The organism is Dehalobacter sp. TBBPA1 (assembly GCF_040931655.1).
Taxonomy (GTDB): domain Bacteria; phylum Bacillota; class Desulfitobacteriia; order Desulfitobacteriales; family Syntrophobotulaceae; genus Dehalobacter; species Dehalobacter restrictus.
Map to the genome: position 1 here is coordinate 2,079,113 of NZ_CP162385.1, position 20,865 is coordinate 2,099,977.

14 protein-coding genes are annotated in these 20,865 nt (G+C 46.4%); 3 read left to right on the top strand and 11 right to left on the bottom strand.

Translation table 11 applies throughout. From position 1 onward, the window contains the following. Positions 1-53: 53 nt before the first annotated feature. Genes pheA through aroF form a run of 5 tightly spaced genes read right to left on the bottom strand, consistent with a single transcriptional unit; the run spans position 54 to position 5,516 of the window. Positions 54-1,241: a prephenate dehydratase gene (pheA, locus tag AB3489_RS10235; protein WP_368292780.1), complete on the bottom strand. Its 1,188-nt coding sequence runs from the start codon at positions 1,239-1,241 to the stop codon at positions 54-56. Next, on the bottom strand, positions 1,229-2,329 hold the full coding sequence (aroC, locus tag AB3489_RS10240) for a chorismate synthase (protein WP_368292782.1): 1,101 nt from the start codon (positions 2,327-2,329) through the stop codon (positions 1,229-1,231). The genes pheA and aroC overlap by 13 nt, the downstream gene beginning before the upstream one ends. Beyond that, positions 2,310-3,605, bottom strand: coding sequence for a 3-phosphoshikimate 1-carboxyvinyltransferase (gene aroA / locus AB3489_RS10245; RefSeq protein ID WP_368292783.1), 1,296 nt, complete (start codon positions 3,603-3,605; stop codon positions 2,310-2,312). The genes aroC and aroA overlap by 20 nt, the downstream gene beginning before the upstream one ends. Before the next feature lie 12 nt (positions 3,606-3,617). Continuing rightward, positions 3,618-4,481 carry a prephenate dehydrogenase gene (locus tag AB3489_RS10250; RefSeq protein ID WP_368292784.1) on the bottom strand — a complete coding sequence of 288 codons (864 nt, stop codon included), beginning with the start codon at positions 4,479-4,481 and terminating at the stop codon, positions 3,618-3,620. A 21-nt stretch (positions 4,482-4,502) separates the two neighbouring features. Beyond that, entirely contained in the window at positions 4,503-5,516 is a 1,014-nt protein-coding gene (gene aroF / locus AB3489_RS10255; RefSeq protein WP_368292785.1) for a 3-deoxy-7-phosphoheptulonate synthase, read from the bottom strand. Between the two features lie 652 nt (positions 5,517-6,168). On the opposite strand from aroF, the gene AB3489_RS10260 reads away from it, so the two are divergent. Together AB3489_RS10260 and AB3489_RS10265 are read left to right on the top strand one after the other, a co-directional pair. After that, on the top strand, positions 6,169-6,363 hold the full coding sequence (locus AB3489_RS10260) for a hypothetical protein (RefSeq protein WP_368292786.1): 195 nt from the start codon (positions 6,169-6,171) through the stop codon (positions 6,361-6,363). A 124-nt stretch (positions 6,364-6,487) separates the two neighbouring features. After that, a complete protein-coding gene (locus tag AB3489_RS10265; protein WP_368294623.1) occupies positions 6,488-8,872 on the top strand; it encodes a sensor histidine kinase in 2,385 nt (794 codons plus the stop codon). Positions 8,873-8,900: 28 nt separating this feature from the next. Here AB3489_RS10265 and AB3489_RS10270 read toward each other — a convergent pair whose 3' ends face one another. From AB3489_RS10270 to AB3489_RS10285, 4 genes are all read right to left on the bottom strand, one after another. After that, positions 8,901-9,512, bottom strand: coding sequence for an FmdE family protein (locus AB3489_RS10270; protein WP_368292787.1), 612 nt, complete (start codon positions 9,510-9,512; stop codon positions 8,901-8,903). Between the two features lie 366 nt (positions 9,513-9,878). Continuing rightward, positions 9,879-10,721: a metal ABC transporter permease gene (locus AB3489_RS10275; protein WP_019225500.1), complete on the bottom strand. Its 843-nt coding sequence runs from the start codon at positions 10,719-10,721 to the stop codon at positions 9,879-9,881. Then, the gene (locus AB3489_RS10280) at positions 10,702-11,529 is read right to left on the bottom strand and encodes a metal ABC transporter ATP-binding protein (protein WP_368292788.1); all 828 of its coding nucleotides are present in this window, start codon (positions 11,527-11,529) and stop codon (positions 10,702-10,704) included. Before AB3489_RS10280 ends, AB3489_RS10275 begins: the two co-directional genes overlap by 20 nt. After that, positions 11,526-12,431 carry a metal ABC transporter substrate-binding protein gene (locus AB3489_RS10285; RefSeq protein ID WP_368292789.1) on the bottom strand — a complete coding sequence of 302 codons (906 nt, stop codon included), beginning with the start codon at positions 12,429-12,431 and terminating at the stop codon, positions 11,526-11,528. Before AB3489_RS10285 ends, AB3489_RS10280 begins: the two co-directional genes overlap by 4 nt. A gap of 306 nt (positions 12,432-12,737) precedes the next feature. On the opposite strand from AB3489_RS10285, the gene AB3489_RS10290 reads away from it, so the two are divergent. Continuing rightward, on the top strand, positions 12,738-13,187 hold the full coding sequence (locus AB3489_RS10290) for a Fur family transcriptional regulator (RefSeq protein WP_368292790.1): 450 nt from the start codon (positions 12,738-12,740) through the stop codon (positions 13,185-13,187). Here the strand turns inward: AB3489_RS10290 and AB3489_RS10295 are convergent. Together AB3489_RS10295 and AB3489_RS10300 are read right to left on the bottom strand one after the other, a co-directional pair. Continuing rightward, on the bottom strand, positions 13,151-17,278 hold the full coding sequence (locus tag AB3489_RS10295) for a UvrD-helicase domain-containing protein (protein WP_368292791.1): 4,128 nt from the start codon (positions 17,276-17,278) through the stop codon (positions 13,151-13,153). The genes AB3489_RS10290 and AB3489_RS10295 overlap by 37 nt on opposite strands. Next, positions 17,271-20,834, bottom strand: a complete 3,564-nt coding sequence (locus AB3489_RS10300; RefSeq protein WP_368292792.1) for a PD-(D/E)XK nuclease family protein — start codon at positions 20,832-20,834, stop codon at positions 17,271-17,273. Before AB3489_RS10300 ends, AB3489_RS10295 begins: the two co-directional genes overlap by 8 nt. Positions 20,835-20,865 lie beyond the last annotated feature (31 nt).

Here is a 20,865-nt window from a genome sequence, read left to right on the forward strand (position 1 = left end):
AATGGATCCCTGAAACAACTTGATATTCAGTTTTATTATTTATTTTATTATTTTTACCTGTCTTGTTTATCCGACGGATAGTTTCCGAGCATCTGGAAGTAAGCGCTTTCTTTCTCGATCCCCTCAACGGCTTTCTTGACCACACGATTATTCAGATTACCCTCGAAATCAATATAGAAGAGATATTCCCAGGTCTTATCCGTCATCGGACGAGATTCAATCTTCATCATATTCAGCCCATTGCGGGCAAAATGACTGAGAACCCTGTACAATGAACCGGGTTCATGGGAAATGGCGACAACGAGACTGATCTTGTTACACGCACTTCTAAGCTCAGGTTTTCTGCCGATAATGATAAACCGGGTGAAGTTCGCCGGATTATTGTTGATCTTTTCGGCCAGAATGTCCAGGCCATAGAGCTCCGCCGCTCGCCTGCTCGCAATGGATGCCAGGGCTTTCGAACCTGCATCGGCGACTTTCTTGGCACTTACCGCGGTATTGCTGCAGGTCGCCTGGCTCCATTCGGGATGTTTTCTTAAAAAAATACTGGACTGCTGAAAACCCTGGGTATGGGAGCATACTTCCCTGATATCTTCGAGTTTTGTTCCTTTAACCGCCAACAGGTTATGATCGATCTGGATACATTTTTCACCAACGATATAAAAGCCGAACCGGCAAAGCAGGTCGTAGACGTCGGCGATACCGCCGGTGAACGAATTTTCCAGCGGAAGAACCCCATAATCAATCTCTTCTGCAGCCAACGCCTGAAACACATCTTCAAAGTTCACATAATTCTTGGTATTCTTGCCTTCCCCGAAATATTCCTTAAGCGCCTGTTCACTATAGGAACCCGGAATTCCTTGAAACCCGATCACATTTCCGGAAACACATTTTCCCAGTTCTTCGATTTTCGACTCCTCTTCAATTTCCGGAATGACCTGCCAGGAACCTGTTTCTGGCCTGAAAAAGCGTTCGGCCTGAACACCTTTGCTAATACTCATGACGGCTTTGAGGAATTCTTCTGCCGTCTTAGCCAGATCCTTGTTTTTGACCTGCTCAATTTTTTGCAGGACTTTATTCTCCCTGGATTCATCCAAAATATTGATGCTGTTCAAAATCTTATATTCGGCTACCTCAATGACGGTCTCCATTCTTGCTTCAAAAAGGCGAAGCAGCTCGGTATCGATTTCATCTATCTTAGACCTGAGGTCCTGCAGTCTTCGATTTTTTAGTTCATCCACGTTACCCCATCCTTTTCTATCATCAAGTCCAATAAGGCCAGTGCAGCGGCGCTTTCTACCACAGGAACCGCCCGGGGGACGATGCAAGGGTCGTGTCTCCCCTGAACCGTAATTTGCGTCTCTTCCCTGGAGGCCATATTCACCGTCTGCTGCACTTTGCCAATCGAAGGTGTCGGTTTCACGGCAGCCCGGAATAGCAAAGGCATTCCATTCGTGATCCCTCCAAGAATTCCGCCATTGTGATTGGAAAGCGTCACTACTTTATCATCTGCGAGAGCATACGGATCATTGGCTTCGGATCCTTTCATCTGCGTAATTGCAAACCCAGTACCGAATTCGACTCCCTTCACCGCCGGAACAGCAAACAGCAGATGGGCAATTTTACTTTCAGCTGAGTCAAAGAATGGTGACCCCAAACCGGCGGGCAAACCGACTACGGCAGTTTCAATCACCCCGCCGACAGAGTCCTCTTTAGCTTTGGCCTGGAGAATCTCCTGTTTCATCCGGATACCTGCTTCTTCCGATAGAACCGGGAATTCCTGCTCTGTCAGTTTCCAAAGCAACCCTGAATCAATTCGGAGGCTATCAAAATGATCCTCCCCAATACCGCCAATATTTAAAATATGGCTGCCGATCATAATACCCTTCTTCTCCAGGACTTGCTTGGCAATCGCGCCAGCCAATACCAGCGGTGCAGTAAGTCTGCCTGAAAAATGCCCTCCGCCCCGGTAGTCGTTGAAGCCTCTGTGTTTTACCATCGCGGTATAGTCCGCATGGCCGGGCCGCACCGTGTCTTTCAATTCGCAATAATCCCCGGAGTGCTGATCCTTATTCCAGATCACACAGCAGAGCGGGGCTCCAGTCGTAGTTCCTTTAAAGAAACCACTCAGGATTTCAAATTCATCTTTTTCCTTTCGCGGGGTTGAAAGTGCGTTCTTCCCCGGTGCCCTTCTGGCCAGTTCCCGGCTGATGAAGGGCAAATCAAGCTTTAATCCCGCCGGCAGACCATCGAGTATGATCCCGATGCATTTTCCGTGTGATTCCCCAAACAGCGATAGTTTAAGGTATTCACCCCATGTTCCACTCATCAGCTCTACCTCCCAATTTGCAAAAATCCTGCCAGAAATGCGGATATGATTTTTTGACGGCTTCAGCTCCGGTTAGAAACACAGGTTCTGTACACCTGATGGAGGCCACAGCCATGGCCATCGCGATCCGGTGATCGTTCCAACTGTCGACTGTTCCGCCATGCAGGGTTTCTACCCCTTCGATGAGGAGCCCTTCCTGCAGCTCCTGAATCCTGGCCCCAAGTTTGTTCAGCTCTGATGCCGTTGCTTTGAGTCTGTCCGATTCTTTGATCCGGAGTCTTCCGGCATTAATGATTCTGGTTGTTCCTTTGCTTAAAGAAGCAAGGACTGCAAGTACAGGGACCAGATCCGGACACTGCCCGGCATCGATCACTGTTCCCACAGTCTGGGCGCTCAGGACTCCCAAACTATCATCCGTCCAAACAATTCGGGCACCCATCGCCAACATAATATCGAGGATCATCCTATCCCCCTGCAAGGATTGAGCGTTGATATCCAGACATTTCAGACCGGACCCCAGTGTCCCTGCCACCAGCCAGAACGCAGCCTGTGAGTAGTCTCCTTCAATGCGGCAATTAATTGCCTTATACCGCTGCTTTCCTGGAATAAAAAATTCCCGGTATGCGTTGTTTTGTACGGTTATTCCCGACTTTTCCAGCGCATCGATGGTCAGGTCAACGTAACCGCGGGATTCCAGTTCCGTTGTAATGACAATTCTCGAATCTCCGTTCAAGAGCGGCAGCAAAAACATAAGTCCTGTAATAAATTGAGAACTGACATTGCCTTTCAGTTTATACTCACCCGGTGAAAATCTCCCTTTGATCGTCAAGGGCAAATATCCGTCCCGGGTCTGATATTCGATTCCGTGCAGTTGAAACAGCTCATAATATGCGTCCAGCGGGCGCTCCACCAGCTTGCCGGCACCGGTAAAGGTCACCGGGCCTCCTGTCAGTGTGGCCAGCGGTATCAGAAATCTCAGCGTAGATCCGGATTCCCGGCAGTTGATTGTTTCCTGCGCGATTTGAAGCTTCGGGTTCCCTTCCAGCCAAAGCGCGCCTGGTTCACCAGGGTTCGCCGAGACTTCTCCGACGGTTGTACCCAGAGACACCAGCCCGTCCAAGGTTGCAGAAATATCTTCGGAGAAGACAAGATTGTCAATGCTGCTGATTCCTTCAGCCAGTGCGGCACAGATGACTGCCCGATGACTGATGCTTTTGGAAGGAGGTATCCTGATCTCCCCTGTTAAGGTTGAAGGTTGCAAGCGTAAGCACGTCAAGAAAATCTCTCCTTAAAACTTTTCTCTGCCCCGGCCGGCATTCTCAAGCATTTCTTTCAGCGAATCCCGGTCGTTTTCTGCGACCGCCGTTCGGATCATCCGGACGTTTTCGATGAACACGTCAATCTGTTCTAAAATATTGTCTTTATTCTCGAGTAAAAGTTCACTCCAGAGCTCGGCATTCATTCTCGCGACCCGTGTTGCATCGCGGAAGCTGCCTCCGACAAAGTTGCCGGTATCCCCGGAGCCGGAACTGTTCATCAGGGCGGCCGCAATGACATGCGGAAGCTGGCTTGTCAGCGCAATTATTTCGTCATGTTTATGCGGTTCCATCCGGATTGGCTGTCTGCAGCCGAGGCCAAGAATCAACCTTTCCACCAGTCTCAAGCTTTCATTCTTCGTGCCGTCGATTGGGGTAATCAGATAGTTGGCCCCCCGGAAAATCTCTTCAGAAGCGTAGGCAAATCCGCTGGATTCTTTGCCAGCCAGCGGATGTCCTCCGACGAAGCTCAAATCTTCCCTTAAGACTGAACTAATCTCCTGAACGACTTGTTCTTTGAGTCCTGCTGTATCCGTAATCAGGGCACCGTGTTTAAAATAGGCCAGGTTGTCTTTTACAAACTGAACGGCAAGCTCCGGATAGATGCAGATCACAACAATATCCGAGCTTTGCAGCGGAATGCTTGCCTCCGTGAATCCTTTGCTGATCACACCCATTTTTTCTGCCTGTTCCAGTACGCTGCTGTTAACATCGACTGCCCAGATTCTCTTTGGTTTTAGTTTATTCAAAGCCATGGCGAATGATCCGCCAATAAGTCCCAGACCTACCACCGTAATTTCCATGCTACCAAAGTCCGGTTCCTCCAAGAAATCCACCTCCAGGGATCATCTCATTAATTAAATAATCTTATTCTGTATAACCGCCAGCTGTCTCAACGAGTCCATTAAAGCCTGAAATTTCTCCGGTTTAATAGACTGCTGCCCGTCGCATTTGGCATTGGCCGGGTCGTTGTGCACTTCGATCATGACACCGTCAGCACCTACGACCATCGCTGCTTTGGCCATCGGCTCAACCAGCCACCAGAGCCCTGCCGCGTGGCTTGGATCAACAATGACCGGAAGGTGGCTCAGTTTCTTGATCACCGGCACAGCAGTCAGGTCAAGCGTATTCCGGGTGTAATTTTCGAAAGTCCGGATGCCTCTTTCACAGAAAATGACATTCTCGTTGCCATGCGCCAGAATATACTCCGCAGCGAGTAGTAATTCCTCAATTGTCGACGATAACCCTCTTTTCAGAATTACCGGTTTCTGAATTTTTCCGATTTCTTTTAAGAGTTCAAAGTTCTGCATATTGCGGGCACCGATCTGAATAACATCCACATCTTCAACGAATCTCTCCAGATATTCAGTCGACATTAATTCCGAGACGATTGGCAATCCTGTCTTTGCCCTGGCTATTTTCAAAAGTTCCAAGCCATCTTCTCTTAAACCCTGAAAGCTGTACGGTGAGGAACGTGGCTTAAAAGCGCCGCCTCTTAAAAAAGCAGCCCCGGATTTTTTGACCGCTTCGGCAATGCCGACAATTTGCGTTTCACTTTCTACCGAACATGGTCCGGCAATCACAGCAAAGGTGTCGCCGCCGATTTTTCTGTCCCCGACACTGATAACCGTATCTTCCGGGTGGAATAAACGGTTAACCTTTTTAAAAGGCTCCTGAACATGAATGACTTTTTCAACATAATCATTTGCATGCAGCGTGTCCGGGTCAATACTGCTGGTATTCCCGATCAATCCAAGAATATGGTAGTTCACGCCTAAAGACTCATGAACCTCACATCCCAGGTCCAATATCTTTTGTTTCATCTTTGCGATCTCCTCTGGCGGCGTCTTCGGCCTCATTACAATAATCATTTTTCCTACCTCCTTAAACTGTCCTACTTACTTATATGATACTACTCAAGCTTGAATATAAAAACAGAAGGCTCATTATTTCTAATGAGCCTTCTTTAACGGTATCGCAATTCGTATTCGGGTTCCTCTCAACCGGGATCAGGCCGCAAGGCATTTTTCCGGACGCTCATTAGTGAAGAGAGAAAGTATTCGATTGTAGAACAACCAAAAATAACCGGTGCTAAAATAAAAGTAATAATAGCACTGGCTAAAGCTTCTAAACGTAAAGCTATTGATTTGTTCTAGCATTCTCTTACCGTTAAGCATCTTCATTCTCCCAAAAGGTACTTCTGAGTTTTGTTCATTATACCGTACAAATTCTTCGGCTGTCAAACAAAAGTTATTGTATACCTTTCTTTTTCTGCATCAGCTTTACTGGTAAATAAGGACATTGAAAATAAGCCCGCCAAACTTGCTTTTTTATTTAGGGAGCCAGAAAATAACGGCATTTCGTAATTCATCCATTTCTTCAAATATATAACATGTTTTAGGAGGAAATATACATTTTGTGGCGAATTTTACATAAAATTGGTTAAGCTGAAAGTTTCCCATGGCAAAATATCTTAACAAAGAACACCGCAGATGACTTGTGTTTAAAAAGGGGGTTTTCTCGATGAACTACGACAGTATTGCTAATTTGGTTCATGAATGTGTTAAAAATCCCAAGATGTTGTTGGCACAAAACAGCAAACAAGGTAACACGGTTAAGTCAAATGAGTTCACTGCTGTACAAAAAGTTTTATCCGGTCACAGCGTTTCCGGAGGCGCTGCTCTTATCACTGCATCTCCAATGGAGAGTTGGATGTAAAATTTAAACTTATCACTTTCAGCTTAAATCAAATTGTCTTTCATATAAACATAGACTATACTGCCAGGCACGACCGTAAAGAAATGCCTGGTAGTATACATAATAAGGGAAGTGTTTCGTGAATATGAATATTTTATTTGGAAAGATTTATAAAAAAAAAGTTTATTATTTAGCCAGTGCAATATTTATTTTTATAGGGATAGTCTACTTCTTTTCCTGTTCACAGCGCCCTTTTATTGGTTTAGATATTAATAACTCTGACGGTCACTGGTATGTAGTTACTGCCAATCAAAATGGAGAAGGGTATAAATCGGGTATCCGGTTCGGTGATCAGATCTTTAAAATCAATTCGGAGGATGCAGGAAATTATCATATCTTAAGAAAATGGGGGCGGGCCGAAGGAGCTAACAGTATTAGTTTTTCTGCTCAAGAAAATACAACAGAACAGACTATTACTATAGAAAATCCACCTGCTTTACAAAGGATGTTAGCTATACTTCCATATTTCTTACTTGGGTTCATTTTCTGGTTCCTGGGATTTATAGCCTGGTTGAAACGTCCATCTTTAGTACAGGCCCGCGCTTTATTTTGGTTAAATTATTTCCTTGGTTTAGCAATACTTCTGGCTCAAGCTTCCAGCCGTGGTTTGTTTCTAGGTAAAGAATTGGAGTACATAACTTTTTTGCTAACCGCAGTGGCTTTAATTTATTTCTTCTCGATTTTCCCGTTAGATAAAGAAAATAAAATCAATAAAGTAAGCTGCCAAATCGTAACCGCTCTTGCCGCAGTATTTTTTATATTACTAATTATACATTCCATAGGCTTTTTCAGCCTCTCAAATTTGTTAGTTAAACTAGCATTATTTACGATGATTATTAGTATCTCATTTGCTGTGGTTAATCTGATAATATTAAAATTGTCAAAAGATCAAGCAGCGAAAAATGAAGCAAATATTATCCTCTTAGGGTTACTAATTGGCTTCTTGCCCTTTTTCCTTTTTATTGCGCTTCCTACTCTTTGTAATTCTAAACAATGGGTTTATACGTTTATGAATTCATTTTTTCCTGAGTTATTTATTGCAGTTGTACCCTTCTCTCTCTACTATGTAGTTGTTAATAAATATCTGCCGGATTACCGCCGAATCTACGAAGGGTTCATTTCTCAAATTCTCTCGTCAGTGTGTCTTAGCTTTATCTTGTTATTAGCCCTTTACTTATTAAAAATTGTGCCTTCTATTACATTTGAAGTATATATAGAATTGTTTTTCTCAATTTATATCTTGATTGCTTGTTACCATTATCTCCAAGTTATTTTAAGTAAACTGTTTAAAAAATTCGGTTTTCTTCAGGAAAAAAAGAGCTTCAAACGAAGGATCGAGGAATTAAACGAGAACCTGACCTCGCTTATTGCCGATGATCAAATACTCATAGAAATGGTCCAAAATCTTGAAATTGACGGGATTTTCCTTATTACTGATAATGTCCAGTTTAATAATCTCAATAAAGCTGTTGGCCGTTTCCAAGAAAATCTTGATGAACGTGAAATATTGGAAGAATATTTTAATAACCATAACAAACTTGATATGGAGACAAAAGTACTTCCGGATGACTTTCCCGCTGAAGTTTTTGTTCCTTTTTCGTCCTATAATTCAGCATGCGGCGTTTTTTTCGGCCACCGTTTTTCAAGAATTAAGTTCATACAGTCAGAATTATCCCTTCTCACGCTTCTTGCCGGTCAACTGGTTTATCAATTACTGATATTAATTGTGATCAATGGCCTTAATAAAGAATTAATAGTTTTAAATGAACGTATAAGCGATAGCAAAACAATAAGCGAAACAGAAATAGAAAATACTATTCCCCCAAATTTTGTCTATTCACTTTTTACTAATATGAATAATCAAGATCGTCTGATTCCTAAATTATTAACCGGTCCGTACCACTATGTTCTCGATCAATACAGTTGGCTGGACTACTTGCAAAGAAAGAATTTACCGGAAAGTATAAAGCAGCAAACCATGCTGAAAATTGGGGAAATCGACCGAGATATTAAGTTTGAGATTTTAGCAAAAATTGACAAGCGCAACCCGTCATTGTTAGATAAGTCAGGGCTATTACCAACTATTGAATTGTGGATTCAGGATTTCATGCGTGAGGAATTAGCTTTGATCATTCTCAATACTTTTGGAATAGACAATCCTAATCGTTTTGATAAGCAAATTGAAACTGTAGCCTTTCGTTTTATCGAAAAAGGAATCATTAACGCCCTGCGGTATTCAGAGTCCCATGTATTTAAAGTTGATATTATTCTCATAAAGAATATTTTAGAAATCATAATCAGCGATAATGGTAAAGGATTTGATGTAAATGAACTGGAAACTTGGCTTATTTCCGGTGCTCATTCGGGTTTGGCTGTCATGAAGGAACGTATTGAAATTGTTGGCGGACAATTGAAAATTACTTCACAAATAAATAAAGGGACAACACTAAAAGCACTTTTTCAAGTATGAGGACTGTTTATAATCAGAGCCGTCCCGGTTAACGCCATCCCCTGGTGTAAGTCTCGTTGCAGTCGGAACAGATAATTTTTCCTTCGACAAGATGTGCTTTGACTTCCGCAAATGGCTCCCCGCATTGGGAGCATACGACTGTCTGAAAAATTCTGGCCGGTTCAATCCGGGGCATAGCTACTTCGGTAACCGTAAATAATTCATCCGCGGGTGCGGCCAGGAATTTTTCAATTCTTTCCTTCTGCAGCGTCCCCCAGACTGTCTTTTCCTGATCACTGGCTGAACCGGCTGATATTTTCGCCTTCAGTTCAGTATATTGTTCATTATCGGGCTTGTTGCCGAGTTTTCTTAAGATTCTAACTGCTTTGCCGGATTTGCGGCTGGCCAGCGTGACCGCCTGTTTGCCGGCATCCTTATAAATCAGATTGCCTTTTCCAAGCGTACAACCGGTAAGTACCTGAATCGCATCAACGCCGCAGGCATCATTTTCGACGACCGCAAACAGTTCTTCATCTGCGGCTCTCGTTACGTCGAGCGCATCGAGTCCGATAAACGCCTGTCTGAAGCCAATTGCAAGTCCCATGCATTCGTGTCCATGAAATTCAACACATTTTTCCCAGGGTGTTTTTTCTCTGCACATGATTGGTCAGTCCTTTCTTAAATAACGTGGTAAGCTCATTCTATCGTCACTATTGTTTCAATCGGTAGTTCTAAAATTAGTATACCTATTATACATTATAATTCACTGGTACAACGTTCTCAAATTATTTTCACGTATTTATTAGGGCTAGTCTAGGGGCCACAATACCGCTTTTCGGCTATTGTGCCCTCCGTGGCACAAAAAGCCGCGCTTCGCATCCATGCTCCGCTCGCAGCGGAACTGTGGACCCCAGACTGATTATCAGCCTGTTTAAGTTCGTCTGCATGCCATAATTGGATCATTATTTGAATGCTGGATAGGTTTACTTATTTCCAAAGCGTTCTACTAGAATGGTCATCGTAGATCCTATCTTGTTGAAACTTTCCAGACAAATGTCCCGGCAAAGAATAGGGCAAGTACCAGAACAATGGTAGCGCCTGTTGCGGTTCCCCAAAAGTACGACAGGATAAGTCCTGCCAGACCGGAAATCAAGGCGATGATCACGGCAAGGACATGATACTGCCTCGTATTTGCCGCAATATTCCTGGAAGCAGCAGCTGGCAGAACAAGCAGGGAACTGATAATCAGAATGCCTACCCAACGAATCGCGAACGTTACCACAACGGCGACCACGATGGCAAATACAAATTCATAAAAGCGGACATGAATTCCCCGGCTTTTGGCCAGGGATTGATTGACACTTACCAACAGCAGCTTGTTGAACCAGCCTGCCCAAAACACCAGCACCAGCACAAAAATCAGGGCTAAAATTCCCAGCTCTGAAGGGGTTATGCTTAACAGATCCCCGATCAAATACCCGGAGTACTTGCTAAAGCCGCCATTGCGTGACAGGAGCACGATACCCAATGCAACTGCCGTTGAGGAAAATACGCCGATGATCGTATCCGTCGATGCCGTATTGGCATTTTTAACACTAATCACCGCAACCGCAAACAACACCGAAAAAACCAACAGAGCCCAAAAAGGGCTTTGGATCCCGAGTACAACTCCCGCCGCAACGCCTGTCAACGCCGAATGCCCCAACGCATCTGAGAAAAATGCCATCCGGTTATTCACGATCATTGTGCCGAGGATACCTAGAATGGGCGTCACCAAAAGAACAGCCAACAGGGCGTTCTTCATAAAATCATATTCCAGCCAGGCCAGAGGAAGCAAGGCATCCAGCAGTCTATACCATTGTTCGATCATTGGTTTGTTCTTCCTCTTTTCTTTTGGATTCAGCGTTTCCTTTGGCCCACCCCATACCAAATGTTTCAATCACTTTCTCGTTGGCGAAGACTTCAGCGGCGGTTCCACAGCATTCGATGGTCGCATGATTCAGCAGTATCACGCGGTCTGCATATTTGGCCACAAGATTCAGATCATGCGAAACAAGAATAATCGACAAGTCATAGTCCTGACGCAGCCTGGAGACAATATCATAGAACAGTTCCAACCCTTTCTGGTCGATACCCGACACCGGTTCATCAAGAAACAAGAGATTTGGGACGGGGTCAAGTGCCAGCGCGAGCAATACTCTTTGCAACTCCCCTCCGGATAGCGCACCCAGTCTTCTGTTAAGCAGATGTTCAGCCTGCACAAGCGTTAAATTCTTTTGAACGCGTTTTTTTGTTTTTTGAGAAGAACCGAGCCAGACGGGAAAACGGTTGTAAGTCGCAGTAAACAAGTCCAGCACAGTGACCGGCGAACTGTTGTCAAAATCAAGTTTCTGCGGGACATAACCGATGAGCGGACGGCCCTTTTGGTTATCTTTAGGGTCAAGAAATTCAATCGTTCCCGTGTGTGGAATTTCACCGAGGATAGCTTTAAACAAGGTTGTCTTACCAGCTCCGTTCGGTCCGATCACCGCAGTCAAATCGCCGCAGTATATTTCCAGATTGATATCCCGCAGTATTTCTTTGTTATTCAGCGTTACCCCGAGGTGGTTGATCCTCGTACGGCATAAGCCGCATCCGCATTCTTCATATAATTCATGATTGCAGCATTTGTTTTTCATCGGAGAGCCTCCTGCAGCGTCTGCAGATTTTTATCCATCAGATCAATGTAAGCATCCATTTCCAAAGGGCCTGTGACGATTGGGTCAAGGTAATAGACCCGGGCACCTGTTTCATTCGCAATTGTCTCTGCCGTATCCGCAGAATACTGAGGTTCGGCGAACAAAGCCTTAACTTTTAATACTTTGATTCTCTCGATCGTTTCAGCCAGTTCTATTGGGCTGGGTTCTGATCCGGGCTCCCGCTCAATCACAGCTGCCACATTCAAATGGAATTCTTCGGCAAAGTACGGGAATGCCTCATGAAAAGTCACGATATCCCGGTTCTTTACCCCATCCAGGGCCTGGTGCATTTTATTTTTTTCCTGTTCGAGCTTTGCAATATATTCTGCAGTATTTTCCTGATATTTTTCAGCATTTTGGGGATCAAGGACTGCCAGCTGATCGCCAATGTTTTGAACCTGTCTGATCGCTTTAGATATACTCAGCCACACATGCGGATTTCTCCCTGTTTCATCCTGAATCAGGGTAATCCCTTCACTGGCGTCGATGATCTTCAAATCCGGCATCTGCCCTGTAACCTTAGCGAGGAATGATTCCATTCCCGCGCCGTTGATCACCAGAACCTTGGCATCTTCCAGGCTTTTCAGATCTTCGGTCGTCAGTGCATAATCGTGGAGACAGCCGGTTGTCGGTTTGGTCATATTGACGACGGTCACATTCGAGATACCCTTCGTGATGTTTAAAGTGAATAGATAGATCGGATAAAACGAAGTCGCAATTTTCAGCGATCCTCGACTGTCATCCGTATTCACCGCGGCGCTCTCCTTCGCACCGCACCCGCTTAAGGTTACCATGATTGCCAGCAAAACCGCGCAAAAAGGTTTCGCCCACTTAAAAAACATTTTTGTCTTATTTCTCCTATTTTTTTTGCAAATGGTTTGCATTTGCATTTTAATATATAAATTGATTATACTACAAAAGTATGCATTTTATTCCCCTTGATTTAGAAATTATTCCAAATATTTTTTTGGCAAAATCATTAATGCTTTGTGAAGCTGTGTAAAAGTATTACAATAGAGTCAGAGTCAGATATATAAGGCTGAAATCATTAAAAATCTTCTGGAGCGACTGACAAAAACAACCTCATGAACAATTTGGGGGGCACTGTTCCGTTGTACGTAAAAATTTGACTAAAAGGACTGAATTCTTTGCCTGAAAACCAGCAAGACCCATTAAAAGAAATCATGAAAAAAGCAGGGATCAAGAATACCAAGCATAGGAACTTGATATTTGACCTGCTTCAGAATGCGGAAGAACCTCTGACAGCTGAGGAGATTTTTATTTCTCTAAAAGATAAAAGCTCGTCCATTTGCCTTTCTACCGTCTATCGTACGCTGGAAAAGCTGATGTCGGGCAATCTGCTTCTCAAAACGAATATCTCTGATGACGGCAAAGCCAGATATGAACTGAATGACGACAAGCACAAACACTATCTGATTTGTATGAAGTGCAATAAACGGATCTCGATTGCGGACTGCCCAATGAAAGAATTTGAAAAGGCCCTGAAAGACCAAGCCAATTTCGATGTGATCCAGCACAAACTGGAAATCTATGGTTACTGTCAGGACTGCAAGGCCTCGCCGCTGTCAAAAAGATAAAAATACTTTTCTTTGACTTTTCTCCCTGTCAGCATTTCCAGCGCCCTGGCATAATAAAGAATCTGCTGGCGGTACCTTTCCAGAATAATGCGGGACCCGCCTTCCGGAATGCGGTCCGTCTTATAGTCAACCAGAACAATCCCGTCCTCTTCCTCAAAATAACAGTCAATAATGCCCTGCAGCAAGACGACTTCCTGCCCGCAGGCACCTGCCGCCATGTCGGAGAATATTTCCCGGCATGGTATTTCTATATTAAAGCGGACTTCACGGTTTACACTGCCTGAGGCCTTCATTCTGCATCCGAGCGGGGACTCGAGGAAAAATATTACCTTTTCCGGATCAACGCTTTCAGCCTGCTGCTCTGTGAGCAGTTCTTTTTTCACCATTTCCTGAATCTGATTCGGAATGTCATTGCGCTGAACATCCAGGTGCTGCATGACAAAATGCAGGATCGTTCCGGCTTCAGCCGCACCCAACCCTTTCTTTTCTTCGAGAAACAACGGCTTTTTGATCAGTTGTGGCAGAAAATCTGATCCGGTTGCCAGCCGCAGCTCCGGCTCTTCCGTAAGCTCCGCTTCCAGCCGTCTTTTCAGTTCGGTGACAGAGACTTTGGGCGGTATCCGGGTACTGGCAGCAAAGGGATACTCCCAACCAAGCCTTCGCGCAATCTCTTGCTTTACATTTCCGCCGTGAAGCCCATCACTGTCGTTATTATCGATATAATCGTTATAATCGATATAATCGTTATTAGCACGATTATCGCTGCTACCGTTTTTATCATTATTCACTTCAGTATCACTGTGATCCTCGGTATCGCCGTGATCTTCGGTCTCCTGATGCAAACCGGCCAGCCATCGGATGAATGTTTCTTCTTCCTGTTCCTGAACAGCTGGTCTGCCAAGAAGCTCATTTTTTGTCCATACGCGGATCTGCCATTCCGACGGATCTTCAAGTTGACCGTTTCCCAATGCTCCCTCCGTCGCATAGGTAGGATACCCAAGCCAACCGGTCAGACTGGCAGTGCAGCAACCCCGGTGCTTCATGAGTGCCGGTCCGATCCAGTCCAGATATTTTTCTCCTTTATATACTTCATGTGCAGGCAGCTTTTCCGGATCACCTGCAGCAGCTTTGCACCATTTGTTCAACGCCTTCCGGGCATTGGAAACCGCTCCGGAGATAATCAGCTTTTCCCTGGCTCTGGTCAAGGCCACATAGAGAATCCGCATTTCTTCCGACAGGGTCTCCATCCTGATTTGTTCCCGAATTGCATATTTAGGAACAGATGGATACGCTATCCTGAGCCTCGGATCCGTAACGTCAGGACCGAGTCCAAGCTCCTGGTGAAATAAAATGCTCCTGTTCAAATCCTGAAAGTTAAATTTCTTGCCGCATCCGGCCAGAATGACGACCGGAAATTCCAGCCCTTTGCTTTTATGAATACTCATGATCCGAACGACATTATCATTTTCACCAAGGATTTTAGCACTGCCAAAGTCACCCTGGTTGCTTTTTAGCTTGTCGATGAAATTAATAAAATTGAACAGCCCTTTAAAGCTTGTTCCCTCATATTGTCTGGCCCGTTCAAATAGAATCCGGAGATTGGCCTGACGCAGCACGCCCCCAGGCATCGCTCCGACAATTCCATAATAGCCGGTCTCGGTATAAAGCTGCCAGAGCAGCTTGTCGGCAGACAGATATTGAGCGGTGCCCCGCCATCTGTGAAGGTTGTTCAGGAACATTGCTGCTTTCTTTTTCAGCGCTTCTTCGGCCGACGTCTCTATTTCGTTCTTTATTTTTTCAACCTCAGATTCTCCGTCCGTGGATTGGCTCTGAGATTTGATTTCCGGCTTACTGCTCCCTAATTCATTATCAGGCCCTCCGCTCTCCGGTTCAGGGGTATCCCCTTCTGCCATCTCTTCCACCAACTGTTTGAGCGCCTCATAGATCGGCACATGCCGTCTGCTAAGCCGCAGCCCGGCGAGTTCATCGGATGAGAAAGCGGCCAGCGGCGATCTCAGAACGGCCAATAACGGAATATCCTGCAACGGGTTATCAATGATCTGGAGCAGTGACAGGATTACCTGTACCTCGGATGATTTGAAAAATCCTGTGCCGGTATCAGCAAAGGCAGGGATACCGGCCGCCGTCAGTTCCTCTGTGAATATCTCGGACCAATTCCGGGTGGTCCGGAGAAGAATGACAATGTCGCTGCAGCGCAGCTCCCGGTACGCTTTACATTCCTTATCATAGACGGACGTCCGCCTGCCCTTCTCATCCGGATGAAACAGTTCCTGTATCCTTCTGACCGTAAAGCGGGCTTCACACTGAATCGCATCCAGCATACCCGAGTCAATCTGTTCCGTTTCATCAGAGAGGCCATTTGAGGCGTCCGCAAACTCCGTCAATTCCTGTTCTTCCTGACCTGAACTGTCAGAAAATCCGTTTTCCTGATCCAGCCGTTCCGGATCACCTGTTTGAATAAGATGAAATTCTACCGCCCCGCCGACAGTCAAATGTTCCTGGTCATTTTCAGCAAAGACAGCTCCCGGATTCAAAGCCTCGTTGTCATTGTAGTCCAGTTCCCCGACCTGCACCGACATGATCTGCCTGAAAATGTAGTTAACAGCATCAACCACTTCCCGGCGGCTACGGAAATTCTTATACAGGCAAATTTTTCGATGGCTGGCGCCTTGTTCCGGAGAGTAGCTGTGATACTTCTCCAGAAACAGTTCCGGTTTAGCCTGTCTGAATCGATAAATACTCTGTTTGACATCTCCGACCATAAAGACATTCGGCCTGGCTGATCCTGTGCGGGAAATCATCTGAAGCAAAATCTCCTGGACCAGATTGCTGTCCTGGTACTCATCGACCAGAATTTCCGCGAAGCGTTCCTGATAGCGTTTGGCTGCTTCAGATGGTACATACGCTCCCGTTTCATCCTGTACAGTCAAAATTTCGAGGCAAAAATGTTCCAGATCATTAAAATCCACCAGAGACTTGCCATTCTTTTTCAGCGCATATCTGCGTTCAAATTCAACAACCAGTCTGCCCAGACACTGCATCAGCGGCTGAATGGTCTGCAAATCGGTTCTGATTTCTTCCGAATCCGCTGCCAGCGACCTTTCTTTCAATTTGCCGATTTTCTTTTTGACCTGATCCCGGATTTCTTTGACCTGCTCCTGAACAGCTTTATCCGCATCTTTGCCGGCTGCCGGCAGTCTTTGAAACAGGTAGTTCCGGACTGTTTGGGCAAGGTCATCCCACCTGGCATTACGCTCTTCCAGACAAAGCTCCCAGATATGCTGCAGAAAGCAGTATTCTTCCTCGAAGACAGGACGGTATTTATCCAGTCCTGTACCAGGCTGCAGAAGGGCAACCGCGGCCTGCATATTCTGTATCAGTCCCTCCATTTCGAGCCCAATACTTTTAAGCAGGACTTTTTCCCAGCAGGTCTGACTGAAATCCGTCCCTTCGGACATGCCGAAACGTCCGATCATCTCCGCAAGCCATTTTTCCGGCCAGGGACTGCTTTGTATAAACGTATGCAGATTCAGCACCATGTCCTGCAAGGCCTGATCGTCCCTGTTGCCGCCATAACACTCTAATAGTTCAAGAAAATCCTGATTCTCGGCATTCTCTTCATACATTTCATCAAACAGGTCATTGAGCACTTCCATTTTCATCAGCATCGTTTCCGTCTCATCGGCAATCCGGAAAGACGGATCAATATTAATGGCCTGAAAGTTACTGCGGATGACCTCAAGACAAAATGAGTGAATGGTTGTAATACTGGCTTTGCTTAACAGCGTCAGCTGTTTTTGCATATTGGAAGACCCCGGGTTGCTTTCCAGTACTGCAGCGAGCGCTTCGGCAATCCTTTCCCTCATCTCTGCCGCAGCTGCATTGGTAAACGTCACCACAAGCAACCGGTCAATGTCCACAGGATCATGGCTGTCTGTAATTTTTTGAATGATACGCTCCACAAGCACGGCCGTCTTGCCGGCCCCGGCAGCCGCTGCGACCAGCAGGTTGCAGTCCTTGGCCGTAATTGCTTCCCTTTGTTCATTCGTCCATTTCGTCTGATCAGTCATGATTTTGTTCCGCCTTCATGATATCGTTCCAGATTTCCTCATCCCCGCGGTCAGCCAGCAACCGGAAGCTGTTTTCCTTTCTGGCCGGATCAAATTGGCAGACTGCTGCATAGCGGCAGTAGGTGCACGAGGTTGTCCGCTTTTTCTTGTACGGCGTGATCGAAACGCTGCCACTCATCATTTCCTCACATAAGTCTTTCAGAAGGTTCCGAACATATTTTCTGAGGATTTCAAATTGCTCCAGGGTAGCTGCCGATGATTTGCCCAGAAGGTCCCCCTTATTGATCCTGGCCGGAATGATCAGCGAAGTGCCGTCGATGGTCCGGTCCATTTCCTTGATCAATTTGACATCCGCGAGCAGCAAGCCCTTCATTTTCAGTTGTTTCATAATGTCCAGCTCGATCTCTTCCTCCGTGAGCCTGCCGTCAGCTCTGACGATAGGATCATCGATCCGGAAATACAGGATCCCTCCCGGCAGGACTGGTTTTTCCGTCTCCAGCCCGCTGTTCTGCCAGAGGGCATCGAGATACGTGAACAACTGGATCTGCAGTCCATAATAAACGTCGGCCAGTTTGAAATCCTTGCTCCCGGATTTATAATCCACGATTCTGAGGTAGGTCCCTTCTTCAGCTTCCAGCGCATCGACCCTGTCAATCCTTCCGCTTAAAGATACCTTCCGGCCTGAATCAAGTTCAATCACAATTGGCGGGAACTTTTCCCGCTCGCCAAATCCAAGCTCATAACCCAACGGCTCAAAGCCACTGCGCTTGAGGTGCTCCGCAATCATCCAGACCGCACGCGTGATGACCCTTTTCAGTCTCAAGGCAAGTGAAGTATACCGTTGGGAGGCCGTGAGGCCGGACCCTTGCATTTTTCGAAGCATTTCATCCACAATCTCCGAGACTTTCTCCCGGCACCACGGTCTTTCCATCTCTCGCCAAGAGATTTGCTGCTGTGCCGCCTCCAGCGAAAATCTTTCGAGAACGGCATGCATAAACGTCCCGACATCCGGCGGACTGAACTGATAAATCTTTCTCTCTTTGGCTTCAAGTCCATATTGAAGATAAAATGCGAACTGACAGGACGCATATTTCTCGAGCCTCGATGCACTGGCATGAGCCGATGCGCCATACAGCGCCGTTATTTTTTCAGAACTGACCGGCTCGGCAATATTTCTGGCTGAAAATGCTGTCTGAAGTGCCTCACAGCGCGGTTTCCATTCTTCCAGCCCATTGTACCAGCGATAGACATCCTGCCACCAGCCGTTGATTTCCAGCCCTTCTGCCTTGCAGCGGAAAGCTGCAACCATTTGTTTAAAAGAAGGGGATTTTCCGGTCAGCTGTTCCAATTCAGCACTTTCTAGCCAGGTATTTTCTGTACCGTCATTCACCACTTCTGTATTCTTCGTCTCTGCATTCTCCGTCCCTATATTCTCCGTCTCAGCATTTTCTTTACCAGCAGCAAACCCGGATAGCATTGGAATCAGCGTGCTGTTTTCCGTAATTTTCGGAAACAGCTTCCTTAACCTGTAGATCACCATCGAAGGCCGTAAGCTTCGGCCCTCCTGGTCGGCGATCGGCCAGCTCAGGCGAAGATAAGCAGATGCGGTCGTTAAAGACCGGTAAATCAGATACTGGGCCTGAAAGGCCTGCGTGCGGGTATCATTAGCCAGTTCGATCCCCATCGTATTCAGCGCGGCACGGTCCGCATCGGCCAGGATACCTTCCGTCTGAGCAGTGGAAGGGAACACCCCGTCATTGACCCCTAAAATGAAAAGTGCTTTGATCTCATGGCTTCGAAACCTCTCGATGCTGCCGATCAGAACTTGATCCAGCGAAGCCGGTATCAACCCGATCTGATATTCGGCAAAGCCGATTTTCAGGGTGTCCGTAAAGCTTTCCAAACTCAAAGGCTCCTCGCCCATGGTCTCCACGGTCTGATCCAGGATGTTCATCAGGATATTCCAGACCTGGCCGTATTCATTGGCCAGATTCAGCATACCCTGCCGCCTAAATTCCTCCATGATCCTTTCCAACCTGGCCGGGACGCCTATCCCGCCAAGAAAGTCATACAGGGCCTCGCAGATTTCCGAAGCCTTTTTTCTGTTTTTGGTTTTGGCGCGAAATTGAAGAAGCGGGGCTGCAATTTCATGTCTGGTCTGATTGATCTCCTTCAGCTCTGTTTCGGCCTTCTCCACATCTTGGGGCCGCTGATTCTCTTCCGGCAGCAAACCCGGATGCATCGACCAGTCTTCATTTTTCGTCCAGCGGCTGCCGCGGATCCCACAGGCCAGCACATAATTTTCGATGCGGTCGATACGCTCCCTGTCCAGACCGGTTAAACCGGTTTTTAGATAAGCGAATACCGTCTCGTAAGACCAGTTGTCGCTAAAAATATCGAGCATCGCCAGCATCATCCTAACCAGCGGCTGATCCGTGATCTCGGTCTTTCTGTCTAAAAAATACGGGATCTCATATTCAGCAAAAACAGTCTCCAGAAAACTCCGGTAGCCGTCCAGATTTCCGGTGACTACGGCAATATCTCTGTATCTGAGCCCGCGATCCCGGCAAAGCCTGACAATGTCTGCCGCTGCAGCTTCAATCTCCGCATAGATATTCACCGAAGCATGCAGGAAGATATCCCTGGTTGCTTCGGGATATACCCGATGCGGATACACATCATAGTAACGTTCAAGGTGGGACAACTCCGTACTACAGCGAAACCTGGGCAGAGGAACTTCCGCCAAATGAACCGACGGCTCAATCTCCAAGCCCGCCTCCTGGCAGATTTTCTTGAACTTACGGTACACGCCTTTAACTTCAGAGAATACATCGGTTTCCAACAGACCTTCTTCAGCCAAGGAATCCGTACACAGGCAGATATTCACCCTGCTCACCTTAAGCAGCAGCATAGTGATGACTTTGTATTCCTGCGGTGTAAATCCGGCAAAACCATCAATCCAGATTTCTGCGCCGTCAAAAATGTTCGTGGATTCCAGCTTGGCTGCCGCCAGGGTAAGATCATCGTCACTGTCCCGGTATCTTTGCCGGATCAATTCCTCGAACCCGGAATAGACGGCATTCAGTTCGGCCAGTTTGTCCTTGAGCGGCTGGTCCGCCATACCGGCAATGGCGTTCTGCAGATCTTCCGGCGTAACATTATACCGTTTCAGTTCCGTGATCAACCCGGAAAGCGAGCTGACAAACCCCTTGCGATCGGCTGATCTCGCATAGACCTTCAGTTCATCTTTGATCTGCGTCAAAATCCGATAAATCAGCATGCTTTTGCCGGCTGGATGAATATGCGGGTACGTGATTCCGCCCGCCTCATTAAATACCCTGAATGCCAGGCGGCGGAAACTTAGTACTTCCGTCTTTAAAATACCGCCGGTCTTCAGCACATTAATCAAGTCTCTCTCCGCCTGCAGCGTATACTGTTCCGGCACAAGCAGCACCAAAGGATGATCCGCTCCGTTTTTGACGTGTTCCTTTATTTCATTCAGGCAATAGGTGGACTTGCCGCTGCCGGACCGTCCGTAAATAAACCTAAGACTCATCCTGTTCTCCGTTCCTCTGAGAATTATCCAA